Annotated in this window: 18 protein-coding genes; 12 read left to right on the top strand and 6 right to left on the bottom strand. The window is 69.3% G+C overall.

All coding sequences use genetic code 11. The features are described from left to right. Positions 1–20 precede the first annotated feature (20 nt). Together ACWH49_RS13625 and ACWH49_RS13620 are read left to right on the top strand one after the other, a co-directional pair. Positions 21–362: a c-type cytochrome gene (locus ACWH49_RS13625; protein ID WP_448171937.1), complete on the top strand. Its 342-nt coding sequence runs from the start codon at positions 21–23 to the stop codon at positions 360–362. Further along, entirely contained in the window at positions 359–1,288 is a 930-nt protein-coding gene (locus tag ACWH49_RS13620; protein WP_448171936.1) for a substrate-binding periplasmic protein, read from the top strand. The genes ACWH49_RS13625 and ACWH49_RS13620 overlap by 4 nt, the downstream gene beginning before the upstream one ends. A 32-nt stretch (positions 1,289–1,320) precedes the next feature. On the opposite strand, the gene ACWH49_RS13615 is transcribed toward ACWH49_RS13620, so the two are convergent. Continuing rightward, positions 1,321–1,689, bottom strand: coding sequence for a DUF1428 domain-containing protein (locus tag ACWH49_RS13615; RefSeq protein WP_448171935.1), 369 nt, complete (start codon positions 1,687–1,689; stop codon positions 1,321–1,323). A 125-nt stretch (positions 1,690–1,814) separates the two neighbouring features. Here ACWH49_RS13615 and ACWH49_RS13610 point away from each other — a divergent pair, with 125 nt between their 5' ends. From ACWH49_RS13610 to paaZ, 10 genes are all read left to right on the top strand, one after another. Further along, a complete protein-coding gene (locus tag ACWH49_RS13610; protein ID WP_448171934.1) occupies positions 1,815–2,453 on the top strand; it encodes a tRNA-uridine aminocarboxypropyltransferase in 639 nt (212 codons plus the stop codon). A gap of 156 nt (positions 2,454–2,609) precedes the next feature. Beyond that, complete coding sequence (locus ACWH49_RS13605; protein WP_448171933.1) at positions 2,610–4,124, top strand: 3-hydroxyacyl-CoA dehydrogenase; 1,515 nt, start codon at positions 2,610–2,612, stop codon at positions 4,122–4,124. Continuing rightward, the gene (gene paaI, locus ACWH49_RS13600; RefSeq protein WP_056460656.1) at positions 4,117–4,569 is read left to right on the top strand and encodes a hydroxyphenylacetyl-CoA thioesterase PaaI; all 453 of its coding nucleotides are present in this window, start codon (positions 4,117–4,119) and stop codon (positions 4,567–4,569) included. The genes ACWH49_RS13605 and paaI overlap by 8 nt, the downstream gene beginning before the upstream one ends. A 24-nt stretch (positions 4,570–4,593) precedes the next feature. Then, complete coding sequence (paaK, locus tag ACWH49_RS13595) at positions 4,594–5,898, top strand: phenylacetate--CoA ligase PaaK (protein ID WP_448171932.1); 1,305 nt, start codon at positions 4,594–4,596, stop codon at positions 5,896–5,898. 11 nt (positions 5,899–5,909) lie between these two features. Continuing rightward, positions 5,910–6,911: a 1,2-phenylacetyl-CoA epoxidase subunit PaaA gene (gene paaA / locus ACWH49_RS13590; RefSeq protein ID WP_448171931.1), complete on the top strand. Its 1,002-nt coding sequence runs from the start codon at positions 5,910–5,912 to the stop codon at positions 6,909–6,911. Beyond that, the gene (gene paaB / locus ACWH49_RS13585; protein ID WP_056460646.1) at positions 6,908–7,204 is read left to right on the top strand and encodes a 1,2-phenylacetyl-CoA epoxidase subunit PaaB; all 297 of its coding nucleotides are present in this window, start codon (positions 6,908–6,910) and stop codon (positions 7,202–7,204) included. The genes paaA and paaB overlap by 4 nt, the downstream gene beginning before the upstream one ends. A gap of 13 nt (positions 7,205–7,217) precedes the next feature. Next, positions 7,218–7,991: a 1,2-phenylacetyl-CoA epoxidase subunit PaaC gene (gene paaC, locus ACWH49_RS13580; protein ID WP_448171930.1), complete on the top strand. Its 774-nt coding sequence runs from the start codon at positions 7,218–7,220 to the stop codon at positions 7,989–7,991. Beyond that, positions 7,988–8,503 carry a 1,2-phenylacetyl-CoA epoxidase subunit PaaD gene (gene paaD, locus ACWH49_RS13575; protein ID WP_448171929.1) on the top strand — a complete coding sequence of 172 codons (516 nt, stop codon included), beginning with the start codon at positions 7,988–7,990 and terminating at the stop codon, positions 8,501–8,503. The genes paaC and paaD overlap by 4 nt, the downstream gene beginning before the upstream one ends. 23 nt (positions 8,504–8,526) lie before the next feature. Further along, complete coding sequence (gene paaE, locus ACWH49_RS13570) at positions 8,527–9,609, top strand: 1,2-phenylacetyl-CoA epoxidase subunit PaaE (RefSeq protein ID WP_448171928.1); 1,083 nt, start codon at positions 8,527–8,529, stop codon at positions 9,607–9,609. A gap of 18 nt (positions 9,610–9,627) precedes the next feature. Beyond that, positions 9,628–11,676 (top strand): phenylacetic acid degradation bifunctional protein PaaZ, encoded by a 2,049-nt coding sequence (gene paaZ, locus ACWH49_RS13565; protein WP_448171927.1) that lies wholly within the window; start codon positions 9,628–9,630, stop codon positions 11,674–11,676. A 6-nt stretch (positions 11,677–11,682) separates the two neighbouring features. On the opposite strand, the gene ACWH49_RS13560 is transcribed toward paaZ, so the two are convergent. The 5 genes from ACWH49_RS13560 to ggt are packed head-to-tail and all read right to left on the bottom strand — an operon-like array spanning position 11,683 to position 16,094. Then, positions 11,683–12,015 carry a helix-turn-helix domain-containing protein gene (locus ACWH49_RS13560; protein WP_448171926.1) on the bottom strand — a complete coding sequence of 111 codons (333 nt, stop codon included), beginning with the start codon at positions 12,013–12,015 and terminating at the stop codon, positions 11,683–11,685. Then, a complete protein-coding gene (locus ACWH49_RS13555) occupies positions 11,999–12,256 on the bottom strand; it encodes a type II toxin-antitoxin system RelE family toxin (protein WP_448171925.1) in 258 nt (85 codons plus the stop codon). The genes ACWH49_RS13560 and ACWH49_RS13555 overlap by 17 nt, the downstream gene beginning before the upstream one ends. Positions 12,257–12,310: 54 nt before the next feature. Further along, on the bottom strand, positions 12,311–13,525 hold the full coding sequence (locus ACWH49_RS13550; protein ID WP_448171924.1) for a serine hydrolase domain-containing protein: 1,215 nt from the start codon (positions 13,523–13,525) through the stop codon (positions 12,311–12,313). Between the two features lie 33 nt (positions 13,526–13,558). After that, complete coding sequence (locus tag ACWH49_RS13545; RefSeq protein ID WP_448171923.1) at positions 13,559–14,365, bottom strand: phytochelatin synthase family protein; 807 nt, start codon at positions 14,363–14,365, stop codon at positions 13,559–13,561. 4 nt (positions 14,366–14,369) lie between these two features. Then, entirely contained in the window at positions 14,370–16,094 is a 1,725-nt protein-coding gene (gene ggt / locus ACWH49_RS13540) for a gamma-glutamyltransferase (protein ID WP_448171922.1), read from the bottom strand. Positions 16,095–16,239: the final 145 nt, after the last annotated feature.

The raw sequence follows: 16,239 nt of genomic DNA, 5'->3' as shown, positions 1-16,239 counted from the left end.
AGGCGATCCGGCGGTCGAGCGTGGCCCTCCTCGCGGCGCTCGCGCTGGGGTGGCTGCCGGCACCGCCGGCGCGCGCCCAGGCGACCGCAGCGGCGGGCTCCGAGCGCGCGACCCCGGACACGGATCTGGCGCAGGCGGGCCGGCGCCTCTACGGCCAGAACTGCTCGCATTGCCACGGCTTCAACATGGTCAACCCCGGCACCGTGTCCTATGACCTGCGCAAGTTCCCGCTCGAAGATCCGGACCGGTTCTTCCACTCGGTGCGCGAAGGCAAGGGCAGCATGCCGGCCTGGAAGAACTCGCTGACCAGCGAGCAGATCGCGAAGATCTGGGCCTACGTCCAGACGCGGGGAACGCCGTGACGCAATGCACCCGCTGGTCCGCGCTCGTCGCGTTCTCGCTGGTCGCGGCGGGCGCGCTGGCGCAGCAGGCCGCGCCGGTCCGGGTGTGCCTGCCCGAGGACAGCGAACCGTATTCCACGCTCCAGCAGGGCCAGCCGCGCGGCCTGGACGTCGCGATCCTGCAGGCCGCGGTGCAGCGGCTCGGGCGCGCGTTCCAGCCGGTCTGGTTCGAGAGCCGCTACGACAGCCAGGGCAACGACTCGCTCGACGCGCGCGCCCTGCTCGCCGCGAACGCGTGCGATCTGGTCGCCGGCGTGCCGCTTTACGAACCGCATCTCGCACCGATGATCGCCGAGAAGGCGCGCACGCCCGACTATCCGGGGGCCCAGCCCTTGCGGCAGCGCCCGTGGCAGACCCTGGTCCCCGTGACCGGCCGCGCCCCCTACCGCGCGTCGGCGCTGACCTTGATCGCACGCGAGCCGAACGACGCCGCGGTCGCTGCGCTCGAGTCGCTTCGAGGGCGGTCGGTGGCCGTGCGCGCCGGCTCGATGGCCGCGCTCGCGCTCGCGGGTTGGCGTTCGGGCGCGCTGGCCTCGTCGATCAGGGGCTACAACCTTCGCGATGATCTGCTGGGCGCCGTCGCGGCGGGCCGCGCCGACTTCGCGCTGGTGGACATCGCCGTCTGGGACCGGTACCGGGCGGCTCACCCGCAGACCGCGCTGTCCCGCACGGCGTTCGAGCATCCGCTGAAGATCAACATCGGCGTGCTGGCACGTTCCACCGACGAGCCCTTGTTGCGTGATGTCGAGACCGCCGTAGTGGCGGCACGGGCTGCTGAAGAGATCGCCGCCATGGCGAGCGCGGCCGGTGCCACCTGGATCGCGCCGGTGGCCCCCGTCGTGCGGCCGACGCTGTCGCTGCGCGACTTCCTGTCGGCAGGCGGCTAACGTACAGGGCGAACGCGCCGCCCTCGCGCCGGTCAGGCCTTCACTTCGACCACCGGTTCGAAACCCCCGAAGATCATGCGTTTGCCGTCGAAGGGCATGGGCAGGTTGCCGGGTGCGGACGGGTCCATCCGCGGGTCTTCCATCATCTTCTTCATGCCGGCGTCGCGCGTGGCCTTGTCCGGCCATTCGACCCATGAAAAGGCCACCGTCTCTTCGGCCGTGGCCTGGACGGCGCGGCGGAAGTCGGTGACCTTCCCGTCGGGGACGTCGTCGCCCCAACCCTCGACCACCCGGATCGCGCCGAGCTCGAGAAAGATCGGGTCGAGCTGGCGCGCGTGCTCGATGAACTTCTGCTTGTTGGCGGTGGGAACCGCGATCACGAAACCATCGATGTAGGACATGTCTTCACTCCTGTGAGGTTGACCGGTCGGCGCGCCCAACTGAGGGCGCCGCACATCTCATCGACGAGCGACGGGACGCCGGATCGACATCATCCGCCCGACAGGCGGCGTGCGACCATGCGAGCTTGACCTGCACGTCCACTCCCGCTCGCGCGATCTGCCCGCGCTGCCTGCGTCCGACGCCGACCTGCCTGTGCGCGCTGGCGGCGCCCACTGCCCATGTCACCGAGGTGCTGGTGCTGCAACACCCGCAGGAACAGCGCCAGGCGAAGAACAGCGTGGCGCTGCTGCGGCTGTCGCTCGCACGCTGCGAGGTCGTGGTCGGCGAGCGCTTCACGCACGACGCGTTGCAGGCGCTGCTGTGGCGCCCCGGGCGGGACACGCGGCTGCTGTACCCCGACGTGCCCGCGGCGCCGGCGCCTGCTGCAACGGCGGCGACCGCCGGTTCGACGCCCGTGCGGCTGGTGGTGCTCGACGCCACGTGGCGCAAGAGCCTGCGGATGCTGCTCGAGCACCCGGCGCTGGCCGCGCTGCCGCGACTGTCGCTCGACACACCGGCACCCACCCGCTACCGCGCAATCCGCGCGGCACGGCGCGCCGACCAGGTCTCGACGCTGGAAGCGACCGTGCACGCCCTGGCGATGCTGGAGGGTCCGTCCTTCGACGCCGCGCCCCTGCTCGACGCGTTCGGACGCTCCGTCGCCGGCGTGGCGGCTCGACAGCCGCACGACGGGCGCCCAGTCCCGGGCGTCACACCGGGTTAACCCTCGCGGTGGGCGCTTGCAATCGCCCCAGCCGGACCGTATTATTTACCGACCGGACGGTCGAATATGTTTTGTCGGGGCACTCGCAAGCCCTTTTGACCGATTCCCGGGCGCGCCGCACACTGGCTGCCTCCCCTTCCGCTGGCAAAGGTTTTCATGGGCTATTCGTTGAACAAGCAGACGACCGTCGCGGTCATCGGTGCCGGCAGCATGGGTGCCGGCATCGCGCAGCTGGCCGCACAGTCGGGCCACGCAGTGCGCCTGCATGACGCACAGGCCGGCGCCGCCGGAGCGGCGCTGACGCGAATCGGTGCCGACCTGGATGGCGCCGTCAGGCGTGGCAAGCTCGACGCCGCCGAGCGCGATGCCGTGCACGCCCGCATCACGGTGGCCGATTCGATCGCCGCGCTCGCGGGCTGCGGGCTGGTCGTCGAGGCGATCGTCGAGAAGCTCGAGGTCAAGCGCCAGGTCTTCGCGCAGCTCGAGGCCGCGCTCGGCCCCGACGCGGTGCTCGCGACCAACACCTCGTCGATCTCGATCACTGCGGTCGCGCAGGGCCTGCAGCGGCCGCAGCGGTTGATCGGCTGGCACTTCTTCAACCCGGCCACGCGGATGAAGCTGGTGGAGGTGATCGCCGGCGTCGAGACCGACCCCGCGCTGGTGCCGGCGCTGCATGCGCTGTCGAAGGCCTGGGGCAAGACCTCGGTCGACGCGCCGAACGCGCCCGGCTTCATCGTCAACCGCGTCGCGCGGCCGTACTACGCCGAGGGGCTGCGCCTGCTGGCCGAGCGGCTCGCGCCCGCGCCGGCGATCGACCGACTGATGCGCGAGGCCGGCGGCTTCGCGCTCGGGCCGTTCGAGTTGATGGACCTGATCGGGCTGGACGTGAACCTGTCAGTGACCGAGTCGGTGTTCCAGGCCACCGCCTACGACCCGCGCTATGCGCCGCACCTGATCCAGCAGGAGCTGGTGCGCAGCGGCCGCTTCGGCCGCAAGAGCGGGCGCGGTTTCTATGCCTACGGCAAGGACGTGGCCGCGCCGGTCGTCGCGACCGTGGCGCCGGCCGACGGCAACGGCACGCTCGACGTGGCAGCCGAGGCCGGCCTGCTCGCACCGCTGGTCGAGCGCCTGCTTGGCGCCGGCGTGCACATCGTTCGCCGCACCGACCTGCCGGCCGAGACGCTGGCGATCGGCGATCTGCGCATCGCGCTGACGGACGGACGCACCGCCGCCGAGCGCTGCGACGGTGGCGCGCTGATCCTGCTCGACCTGGCGCGCGACTTCTCGACCACGACGACGCTCGGCGCCACCGCCAGCCCCGCGGCCGCCGCGTGCCTGCCGGCCCTGGCAGGGCTGCTGCAGGCCGCGAAGATCGCGCTGATCGAACTCGACGACGTGGCTGGCCTGGCGCTGATGCGCATCGTCTGCTGCCTCGCGAACGAAGGCGCCGACGTGATGACCTGGACCGGCACGACCGCGAAGGACATCGACACCTCGATGGTGCTGGGCACCGCGTACCCGGTGGGCCCGCTGGCCTGGGCCGATGCGCTCGGCGCGGCGCGCGTCGCGACCGTGCTCGCGAACCTGCAGGCGCACTACGGCGAAGTGCGTTACCGGCGTGCGCCCCGGTTGTCGCGGCTGCAGCACACCGGCGCGCGCTTCCATGGTTGAGCCGCGCGACGCTCAAGCGACCGCCGAGCATGTGCGCGACGGCATGCTCGCGAACGACCGCGCGACCAAGATGCTCGGCATGACGATCGTCGAGATCGCCCCCGGCCGCGCGACGCTGACGATGCCGGTGCGCGACGACATGCTGAACGGTCACGACATCTGCCACGGCGGCCTGATCGCCACGCTCGCCGATTCGGCGTTCGCGTTCGCCTGCAACTCGTACGACGAGCTGACCGTGGCCTCCGGCTTCGCGGTCGACTTCGTTGCGCCGGGCCGCGGCGGCGACGTGCTGACCGCGCGCTGCAGCGAGGTGACCAAGGCCGGCCGCACCGGCGTCTACGACACCGAGGTCACGAATCAGCGCGGCGAACGGGTCGCGCTGTTCCGCGGCCGCTCGTACACGATGAAGGGCAAACCGGCGGTCCCCGATCGCACCGCCGGCTGACCCACGCACAGGAGACCCATCGACATGTCAGCCCGACACCCCGCGCCCGGTGAACTCGACCGGATCGAGACGGCCAGCCGCGACGAGATCACCGCGCTGCAGCTGCAGCGCCTGAAGGCGACGCTGCAGCGCGCCTACGCGAACGTGCCGCACTACAAGCAGGCGTTCGATGCGAAGGGCGTGCACCCGGACGACCTGAAGCAGCTCGCCGACCTGGCGAAGTTCCCGTTCACGGTCAAGAAGGACCTGCGCGACAACTACCCGTTCGGCCTGTTCGCGGTGCCGCGCGAAGAGGTCGTGCGGCTGCACGCGTCGAGCGGCACCACCGGCAAGCCGACCGTGGTCGGCTACACCGCGAACGACATCTCGACCTGGGCCGACCTGGTCGCGCGCTCGATCCGCGCGGCCGGCGGGCGCAAGGGCGACATCATCCAGGTGGCGTACGGCTACGGCCTGTTCACCGGCGGCCTCGGTGCGCATTACGGCGCCGAGCGTCTCGGCTGCACGGTGATCCCGATGTCGGGCGGGCAGACCGAGAAGCAGATCCAGCTGATCCAGGACTTCCAGCCCAAGATCATCATGGTCACGCCGAGCTACATGCAGGTGATCATCGAGGAGATGACGCGCCGCGGCATCGATCCGCGCGAAAGTTCGCTGAAGATCGGCATCTTCGGCGCCGAGCCCTGGACCGAGGCGATGCGGCGCGAGATCGAGACCAAGGCCGGCATCGACGCGGTCGACATCTACGGCCTCAGCGAAGTGATGGGCCCCGGCGTGGCGAGCGAGTGCGTCGAGACCAAGGACGGCCCGGTGGTGTGGGAAGACCACTTCCTGCCCGAGATCATCGACCCGGAGACCGGAGAAGTCTTGCCCGACGGCAGCGAAGGCGAGCTCGTCTTCACCTCGCTGACAAAGGAAGCGCTGCCGATCATCCGCTACCGCACCCGCGACCTCACGCGCCTGCTGCCGCCGACCGCGCGTGCATTCCGCCGCATGGGCAAGATCGTCGGCCGCAGCGACGACATGCTGATCATCCGCGGCGTCAACGTCTTCCCGACCCAGATCGAGGAGATCGTGCTCGCGCACGCCAAGCTCTCCGGCCAGTACCAGGTGCACGTGAGCCGCGAGGGGCTGATGGACGAGGTCGAGGTGCATTGCGAGATGCAGCCGGGGGCCGACGGCGATGCGAACGAGATCGCGGTCTGGGTGCAGCACCGCGTGAAGACGCTGGTCGGCATCTCGACCAAGGTGAAGGTGCTGACGCCCGATTCGATCGAACGCACGTTGACGGGCAAAGCCCGCCGCGTCATCGACAAGCGACCCAAGTAAAGGACGACGCCATGTATACGCAAGCGATGGACACGATGGGCAAGGACGAGGCGCCGAAGGCGCTGCGTTCGGCCGAGGAACTGCAGCTGCAGGAGCGCTTCGATGCCCGCATCGACGCCGGCGACTTCATCGAGGCGAAGGACTGGATGCCCGAGCACTACCGCAAGACGCTGGTGCGGCAGATCAGCCAGCATGCGCACTCCGAGATCGTCGGCATGCTGCCGGAGGGCAACTGGATCAGCCGCGCGCCGACGCTCAAGCGCAAGGCGATCCTGCTGGCCAAGGTGCAGGACGAGGGCGGCCACGGCCTGTACCTCTACGCCGCGGCCGAGACGCTGGGCACCTCGCGCGATCAGCTGTTCGACGCGCTGCACTCCGGCAAGGCCAAGTACAGCTCGATCTTCAACTACCCGACGCTGAGCTGGGCCGACATGGGCACGATCGGCTGGCTGGTCGACGGCGCGGCGATCATGAACCAGGTGCCGATCTGCCGCTGCTCGTACGCGCCGTATGCGCGCGCGATGATCCGCATCTGCCGCGAGGAGAGCTTCCACCAGCGCCAGGGCTACGAGGCGCTGCTGACGATGATGACCCACGGCACCGAGGCGCAGAAGGCGATGGTGCAGGACGCGGTGAACCGCTGGTGGTGGCCGTCGATCATGATGTTCGGGCCGCCGGACGACCAGAGCCCGAACAGCGCGCAGTCGATGCGCTGGGGCATCAAGCGCGTCAGCAACGACGAGCTGCGCCAGAAGTTCATCGACGCCACCGTCGACCAGGCGAAGCTGCTCGGCGTCACGCTGCCGGATCCCGATCTGAAGTGGAGCGAGGCGCGCCAGTCCTACGACTACGGCGCGATCGACTGGAGCGAGTTCAAGCGCGTGCTGGCCGGCGACGGACCGTGCAACAAGGAGCGCCTCGCTGCGCGCGTCAAGGCCTGGGACGACGGCGCCTGGGTGCGCGAGGCGGCCATGGTCCACGCCAACAAGCAATCGATGAAGGAGGCCGCATGAGCGCCGATCTGCAACACGAATGGCCGCTGTGGGAAGTGTTCGTGCGCAGCAAGGCCGGCCTCGACCACAAGCACTGCGGCAGCCTGCATGCGGCCGACGCGAAGATGGCGATCCAGATGGGGCGCGATGTCTACACGCGGCGCCAGGAAGGCGTGAGCGTGTGGGTGGTGCGCTCGGACCAGATCGTCGCCAGCGATCCGGCAGACAAGGCGATGTACTTCGACCCGGCCGAGGACAAGGTCTACCGCCACCCGACCTTCTACGAGCTGCCCAAGTCGCTCGACCACATGTGAGCGCGTGCCGACCATGACCGCTTCGATCCAACTCCAGCGTGCGCCCGAGGTCCAGTACCTGCTGCGCATCGCCGACACGAACCTGATCCTCGCGCAGCGCATCGCCGAATGGTGCGGCCATGCGCCGGCGCTCGAGGAAGACATCGCGCTGTCGAACATGGCGCTCGACCTGGTCGGCCAGTCGCGCGCGCTGCTGACGCGGGCCGGCGAGCTCGAAGGCCGCGGCCACGACGAGGACCAGCTCGCCTTCCTGCGCGACGAGCGCGACTACTTCAACGCGACGCTGGTCGAATTGCCGCGCGGCGACTTCGCGTTCACCGTGCTGCGCAACCTGTTCATCGCGACCTGGTCCAAGCTGCTGTGGGAGCGGCTGCTCGATTCGAGCGATGCCGAGGTGGCCGCGATCGCCGGCAAGGCGGTGAAGGAAGTGCGCTACCACCAGCAGCACGCCGCCGACTGGGTTGTGCGGCTCGCCGACAGCACCGAGGAGGCGCGCCGCCGCGTCGACACCGCGCTCGACGAGCTTTGGCGCTACACCAGCGAACTGTTCGGCGCGGATGCGGTCGACAACCACGCGCTCGCCACGGGCCTCGGCCCGCGCTGGGCCGATCTGCACGAGCCTTGGGTCGCCGAGATCACCGCGGTGTTCGACGAAGCCGGCCTCGCATTGCCCCCCGCCTCGGGCTTCCGCCCGACCGGCACGCGCGGCGTGCACAGCGAGCACATGGGCTTCATCCTGACGGAGATGCAGTACCTGCAGCGTGCGTATCCCGGAGCCGCGTGGTGAACCTCTCCACGGCGTCGCGGGTCGAGCGCGCGTGGGAGGTGCTCTCCACCGTGCTCGACCCCGAAGTCCCCGCCGTCTCGGTACGCGACCTCGGCATCGTGCGCGACGTGATCGAACACGACGACGGGCTGGAGATCGTGCTGACGCCGACTTACTCGGGCTGCCCCGCGACCGAGGTGATCGAGGCCGACGTGCTGAAGGCGATCGCCGCGGCCGGCCTCGGCGCGGCGCGCGTCACGCTGCGCCGCGCGCCGGCCTGGACGACCGACTGGATCAGCGCGGAGGGCCGCGCGAAGATGCTGGCCTACGGCATCGCGCCGCCGTCGCCGACGCGTGACGATGGCGCCGTGCCCATCCGCTTCGTCGGTCGCCCGCGCCTGAAGCCCCTCGCCTGCCCGCGCTGCGGCAGCCACAACACCGAGCAGCTCGCCGCCTTCGGCTCCACCGCCTGCAAGGCGACCTGGCGCTGCCTCGCGTGCCTGGAACCGTTCGAACATTTCAAGCCGATCTGACAAGTCCGGCGGAGACCACCTCGATGAGCGTCATCTTCCACCCGCTGCGCGTGCGCGCGATCCTGCCCGACACGGCCGAGGCGGTCGTCGTCTCGTTCGACGTGCCGGACGAACTGCGCAATGTCTTCAGCTTCACGCAAGGGCAGTACCTGACGCTGCGCAAGGAGATCGACGGCCAGGACCTGCGCCGCTCGTACTCGATTTGCGCCGGCGTCGACGACGGCGAGCTGCGCGTCGGCGTGCGCAAGGTCAAGGGCGGCGTCTTCTCCAACTGGATCAACGAGCACCTCGCGCACGGCGACACCATCAACGTGATGGCGCCGCAGGGCCGCTTCTTCGTGCCGATGGAGCCGGGAGCGCGCCGCCACCATGTCGGCATCGCCGGCGGCAGCGGCGTGACGCCGATCCTGTCGACGATGAAGACGGTGCTGGCGCGCGAACCGCTGAGCCGCTTCTCGCTGATCTACGGCAACCGCCAGCTCAAGTCCACGATGTTCAAGGAAGAGATCGAGGACCTGAAGAACAAGTACCTGACGCGCCTGACCCTGCACCACGTGTTCTCCGACGAGCACACCGACGCGCCGCTCAACATGGGCGTGATGAACCGCGACAAGATCGGCGAGTTCCTGCGCACCGTGGTGCCGGCCGAGAGCATCGACCACGCGTTCGTCTGCGGCCCGTTCCAGATGAACGACGAGGCCGAGGCGGCGCTGCTCGCCGCCGGGGTGCCAGAGGAGCGCATCCACATCGAGCGCTTCGGGCTGGCGCCGCAAGCGCAAGCCGTCGGTGCGGTGATCCACGAGGCGAAGCCGGGCGACGCCGAGACGGCGCGCGTGACGATCATCCGCGACGGCCTGTCGCGCGAGATCAGCTTCACGAAGGACCAGCCGAGCATCCTCGACGCGGCCTCGGCGGCCGGGCTCGAAGTGCCGTTCTCGTGCACCTCGGGCGTCTGCGGCACCTGCCGCGCCAAGTGCATCTCCGGCGAGGTGCGCATGGAACGCAACTTCGCGCTCGACAAGAACGAGGTCGCGAACGGCTTCGTGCTGACCTGCCAGGCGCATCCGCTGACCCCGACCGTGACGCTGTCGTTCGACGAGCGCTGATCAAACCAGGAATCGATGATGACCACCCCCACGCTTCAAAGCTACATCGGCGGCCGCTGGCTCGGCGCCCAGGCCGCGCAGGCGCTGCGCAGCGCGATCAACGGCAAGCCGGTCTACAGCACGCACGCGGAGGCGATCGACTTCGGCGAAGCGGTCGCGCACGCGCGCCACGTCGGCCTGCCCGCGCTGATGGCACTGGACTTCCAGCAGCGCGCCGAGCGTCTGAAGGCGCTCGCCAAGTACCTGAACGAGCACAAGGAGACGCTGTACGCGATCTCGGCCCACACCGGCGCCACCCGCACCGACAGCTGGATCGACATCGAGGGCGGCAGCGGCACGCTGTTCGCGTATGCGAGCGTCGGCAGCAACGAGCTGCCCTCGGGCAACCTCGTGCACGAGGGGCCGGCTGTCCTGCTCGGCAAGACCGGCCGCTTCCAGGGCACGCACATCCTGGTGCCGCGCGGCGGCATCGCGGTGCACATCAACGCGTTCAACTTCCCGGTCTGGGGCCTGCTCGAGAAGTTCGCGCCGGCCTTCCTCGCCGGCATGCCGTGCATCGGCAAGCCCGCGACCGCGACCAGCTACCTGACCGAAGCGGCCGTGCGGCTGATCCAGCAATCGGGCATCCTGCCCGAGGGCGCGCTGCAGCTCGTGATCGGCGGCACCGGCGACCTGCTCGACCGGCTCGACGGCCGGGACGTCGTCACCTTCACCGGCTCGGCCGACACCGCCGCCAAGCTGCGCGTGCACCCGAACCTGGTGCGCCACTCGATCCCGTTCAACGCCGAGGCCGACTCGCTGAACTGCGCGATCCTCGGCGACGACGTGACGCCCGACGACGAGGAGTTCGACCTGTTCGTCAAGGAGGTGGCGCGCGAGATGACCGTCAAGGCGGGCCAGAAGTGCACCGCGATCCGGCGCGCGATCGTGCCGCGCGCGCAGCTCGATGCCGTCGCGGCGAAGCTCAGTGCGCGGCTGAAGAAAATGGTGATCGGCGACCCGTCGCGCGAGGACGTCCGGATGGGGGCGCTCGCGTCGCGCGCGCAATTCGACGACGTCTCCGAGCGGGTCGCGATGCTGCTGCAGGGCGCCGAGCTCATCCACGGCGCGCGCGACGGCTTCGCGCCACTCGGCGACGGCGTGGCCGAAGGCGCGTTCTTCGCGCCGACGCTGCTGCTCAGCCGACACCCGATGACGCACGACGCGGTGCACGACGTCGAGGCCTTCGGCCCGGTCAGCACGCTCATGCCGTACGACGGCATCGACGAGGCGATCGCACTCGCGGCCAAGGGCAAGGGCAGCCTGGTCGCGTCGCTGGTCACGAAGAGCCCGGCGATCGCCGCGCGCGTGATTCCGGCCGCTGCCGCGCTGCACGGACGCTTGCTGATCCTCGACCGCGAGGCTGCCGCCGAATCGACCGGCCACGGCTCGCCCCTGCCGCTGCTCAAGCACGGCGGCCCGGGTCGCGCCGGTGGCGGCGAAGAACTGGGCGGCATCCGCGCCGTCAAGCATTACCTGCAGCGCGCGGCGGTGCAGGGCTCGCCGACGATGCTCGCGGCGGTGACCGGCGAGCACATCCGCGGCGCGAAGGTGAACGACACGCCCACCCACCCGTTCCGCAGCCACTTCGAGGACCTGAAGATCGGCGACTCGCTGCTGACCCACCGCCGCACTGTCGGCGAGGCCGACATCGTCGCGTTCGGCGGCATCTCGGGCGACTACTTCTACATGCACTTTGACGAGATCGCCGCCAAGGAAAGCCCGTTCGGCAAGCGCATCGCGCACGGCTACTTCGTGCTCTCGGCCGCCGCCGGCCTGTTCGTCTCGCCGGCGCCCGGCCCGGTGCTCGCGAACTACGGGCTGGACACGCTGCGCTTCGTCAAGCCGGTGGGCATCGGCGACACGATCCGCGCGCGGCTCACCGCCAAGCGCAAGATCGATCGCAACAAGAAGGACGCCAATGGCGTCGGCCAGGGCGTCGTCGCGTGGGACGTCGAGGTCACGAACCAGAACGACGAGGTCGTCGCGAGCTACGACATCCTGACGCTGGTGGCGAAGCGGAGTTGAGTCGAATTACCAGCGCAATTGCTCAGCTTCCAGGCCCATCGCGGCGGCCACTTTCTCGAGCGTCGCGTTGCGCGGGTTCTTGACGCGTTCCATCTGCGCATAGGCCGCCTGCGCCACGCCGATGCGCGCTGCAAGCTCGGCCTGCGTGAGCTTGAAATGCTCACGCCACGCCGCCATCGGCGACACGCCGCGTTCGTACGCCAGATTGACGACTTCGTTCGGGACCGTGCCTTTCGTGAAACCCCCTTGCATGCGCCGGAACTGATCGTAGGGAACGACCACGAATGCGGGCTTGCCGTCCGCGCCGACAATGATCTGAAATTCAGTACGTGCGTTCATCTCGCTTCCTGACTTCTTCGATGCTGACCACGCTCACGGACCCATCGAAGTCGAAGAACACCCGGTAGTCGCCGACCCGAAGCCGATATCCAAAGGGATGGTCCTTCAGCGCCTTGACGTTCCTGGCGGTGGACAGGTCGGCTAATTCGCCGGTGACTGCGGTGCGGATCTGCTTGCCGGCATGAACATCGATCTTGCGCAATTGCCTCAGCGCCTTGGGCCGCCAGTTGATCGAGTTCACGCGTCAATCATAAGCCTTCGATACGTATTGTCAAAAGAGCGCAGCGGCGGATGTTCAACGCGCCGGCGCCGTGCCGGCCACTTCATCGTCGACCGCCTGCTGCACCGCGCGATAGAACGCGTCGCGGGCCTGGCTGGCGGTGCGGTCGGTCGCGCCGCCGCCCCAATCGGCGTTCGACGCGATCACCAGTTGGCGCTTCGGGTCGATGAAGATGCCCTGGCCGAAGATGCCGCGGGCGGCGAAGCTGCCGTCGGTGTAGGTCCACCACTGGTAGCCGTAGCCGCGCCCCGGCTGGCCGATGCCGGTGCGCTCGGTGGTCGCCTCCAGCAGCCAGCCGTCGGGCACGATGCTCTGGCCGTTGACGCGCGCGCCGTTCAGGATGAACTGCCCGAGCCGCGCAAAATCGCGCGATGCCGCCTGCAGGCAGCAGCCGCTGATCTCCTTGCCGGTGCGGCTGAGCAGCCAGGTGGCCTGCTGCTCCATGCCGGCCGGGACCCAGATCTTCTCGGACAGGTAGGTCGCCAGCGGCTTCTTCACCGCCGCGGCGAGCAGCACGCCGACCAGGTTGGTCTCGCCGGTGCTGTAGTGCCAGCGCTGGCCGGCCGGCGCCTCGCGCGGCAGGCGGCGCATGTAGCTGACGAGTGAGTCGACGCCATCTTCTGCCTTGTGGTTGTTGAAACGCGCCACATCGGAATTCGGATCGGCGTAGTCCTCGTTCCAGCGCACGCCGGAGGTCATCGTCAGCAGCTGGCGCAGGCTCACGTCGTCGTACGCCGAGCCCTTCATCTGCGGCAGGTAGTCGCTGACCTTGTCGTCCATGCTGCGGATGAAGCCGTCGCGGATCGCGGCGCCGACCAGCGTCGAGGTCACGGACTTGGCCACCGAGAAGCTCGTCCATCGCCCGTCACGGTCGAAGCCGAGGCCGTAGCGCTCCAGCCTGAGCTTACCGTCGTGCAGCACCAGCAACGCGGCGCTGCGCTGGCCGGCCATGTAGGCGTCGACATCGACCGCGAGCTTGAGCGGCGGCCCGGGCGGCAGCGGCGACGGCGACGGGCCGGCCGCCACGACGTGCGACTTGGCGAGGATCGGCAACCGGTCGAGCGCGCGGAAGCCGGCGTCACGCTGCGCCTGGCTCCAGAACAGCAGGTCGCGGTTGGTCGGCAGCGTCGCGAGCAGCGCGCGGGTTTCCTTGTCGAGACTGGCCCAGCCGGCTGCGGCCGCCACGCCCAGCGCGGCGAGCAGGCCGAGCGCGATCTTCCTGAATTTCATGCGAGCCCTTTTCGCAGCGAGGAGAAGGCCGCGTCAGCGCGGCGACACCAGCACATAGCCGCGGTTTTCGACCGTGTCGAAGGTGCGCATCCCCTTGACCAGCGTCGCGGTCGGCATCCAGACCCAGCTCGCGGCGGCCGGGTTCACGTCGAGCACGAGGAACGAGTCGGAGGCGGCGTCGTAGGCGCCGAGCGGCGAGATGTGCCCGCCGCCCTTCTGCCCGACCGCCTCGCGGCGGTAGTTGACGATGGCGTAGTCGCCAGGCCGTTTCAGGTTGGCGATCAGGTCGGCGCGGATCTCGGCGTCTGGCTTCGCGTCGTCGACGACGACCACGCGAGTGGACAGCCCGTTGGCGCGCAGCATCTCGTCGAACTGGCGCAGCTGATAGCCGAAGTCGCGCGTCGTCCTGCCGTTGATCACGACCGGTTCGCCGAGGACCTGCGCGCGGGTCTTCGCGCCCTTCGCGATCACGAGGTCAGGCGTGTAGCGCGGCACGATCGGGTCGGCGCCGGTCGGGAGATGGCGCAGATCATCGGGCCGCAGCCGGTCGTGGTCGCGCGGCAGCATGGCGCTGCGGCTACTCACCGCGTTCAGCACGATCGCCGCGCTGGTCGGGCCGCAGAACGCACCGTTGATCTGCGCCTCGAACTGGTTGGCGAGCGCCGCGAAATCGGCCTTCGCGCTCGCGCGGGACAGGCGCGCGAGGCCCTCGTCGGACGCCATCGTGACCAGCGGCGCATCGGCCGCAGGCGCAGGCGGTGACGACGGTGGAGCGGCGCAGCCGAGCGCCGATGCCAGCAGCGTCGCCGCCGCGGCGCGGCTCAGCCAACCGGCGGTCATCGGCTCAGTACCCCAGCGCCAGCCCGCTGTTGCGGCGCGGGTCGTTGGCGCCGTAGTAGCGGTTCTTGCCGACGGGCTTGCCGCCGAGCGATGGCGCGCCGACCAGGATCACCGCGAGGTGGTTCACCGGCTGCGGGTTGCCGAACTTCTGGCCCCAGCCTTCGAGGATCTTGCGGGTGTCGGGGCTGAGCGCGAAGTTGTCGACGTTGGTCGCCTCCGGCAGCCACTGCTGGTGGAACTTGGGCGCGTCGACTGCCTCCTGCGCGTTCATGCCGTAGTCGATCACGTTGATGATCGTGTGCAGCACCGCGGTGATGATGCGGCTGCCGCCCGGCGTGCCGACGACCATGACCGGCTTGCCGTCCTTGGTGACGATGGTCGGGCTCATCGACGACAGCGGGCGCTTGCCCGGGGCGATCGCATTGGCCTCGCCTTGCACCAGGCCGTACAGGTTGGGCACGCCGATCTTCGAGGTGAAGTCGTCCATCTCGTTGTTCAGCAGCACGCCGGTCTTCGCGGCGGTGACCTTGGCACCGAACCAGTCGTTCAGCGTGTAGGTCACCGAGACCGCGTTGCCCCACTTGTCGACGATCGAGTAGTGGGTGGTGTTGCTGCCTTCATGCGGCGCGACGCCGGGCTTGATGTCCTTGGACACGCCGGCCTTGTTCGGGTCGATCACGGCGCGGATCTTGGCGGCGTAGTCCTTCGACAGCAGGCGGTCGAGCGGGTTCTTCACGAAGTCGGGGTCGCCGAGGTAGCTGTTGCGGTCGACGTACGCGTGCCGCATCGCCTCGATCTGGTAGTGCACCGACTGCGCCGAACGGAAGCCGAGCTCCTTCAGCGGGTAGCCCTCGAGGATGTTCAGGATCTCGCAGATCACCACCCCGCCCGAGCTCGGCGGCGGCGCCGAGACCACGCCGTAGCCGCGGTAGTTGCACTCGACCGGCTTCAGCTCGCGGGTCTTGTACTGGTCGAGGTCGGCCTGGGTGATGATGCCTTTGCCGGCCTGGCTGCTGGCGACGATCGCGGCGCCGACCGGGCCCTTGTAGAAGCCGGCCTCGCCCTGGTCGGAGATCGCCTTCAGCGTCTGCGCCAGATCCTTCTGCACAAACTTCTGGCCGACCTGGAACGGCTCGCCGTTGTTCAGGAAGATCGCGGCGGTGGCCGGGTCCTTGCCGAAGGCGTCGGTCGCGGTGACGAACATGTCCACGTCACCCTGGTCGAGCACGAACCCGTCCTGCGCGTACTTGATCGCCGGGGCGATGACCGCGGCGCGCTTCATCGAGCCGTACTTGTTCAGCGCGAACTCCAGGCCCGAGACGGTGCCCGGCACGCCGACGGCGAGGTGGCCGACCGTGCTCAGGCCCTTGACGACGTTGCCGTCCTTGTCGAGGTACATGTTGGCGGTGGCCGCCAGCGGCGCCTTCTCGCGGAAGTCGAGGAAGGTCTTGCGGCCATCGGCCAGCTGGATCGTCATGAAGCCGCCGCCGCCGAGGTTGCCGGCCGCCGGGTAGACGACCGCCAGCGCGTAGCCGACCGCGACCGCGGCATCGACCGCGTTGCCGCCGTCTTTCAGCACGTCGACGCCGACGCGGGTGGCCAGGTGCTGCGCGGTCACGACCATGCCGTTCTCGGCCGCGACCGGCGGTTGCGAAGCCGCCTGCACATTGACAATACAGACGACCAGCGCTGCAACGAGGAGCGATCGGGCGGGCGAATCGAATTTCATGGGGCGGGTCTCGGAAAGTGGAGAGCGGCCGGCCGAGCCGACGACGGACTATAGAAGCGTCCGAGCCCCGTCACGCTGGCGTTTTCACTCGGCCGCCAGCATGGCAAACGGGGCGCACGCGCCCCGTTTCTTCAGCGCGTCCGCG

Source organism: Rhizobacter fulvus (assembly GCF_964020785.1).
The sequence above is the reverse complement of the archived record's forward strand: the minus strand, read 5'-3'. Positions and strand labels throughout refer to the sequence as shown.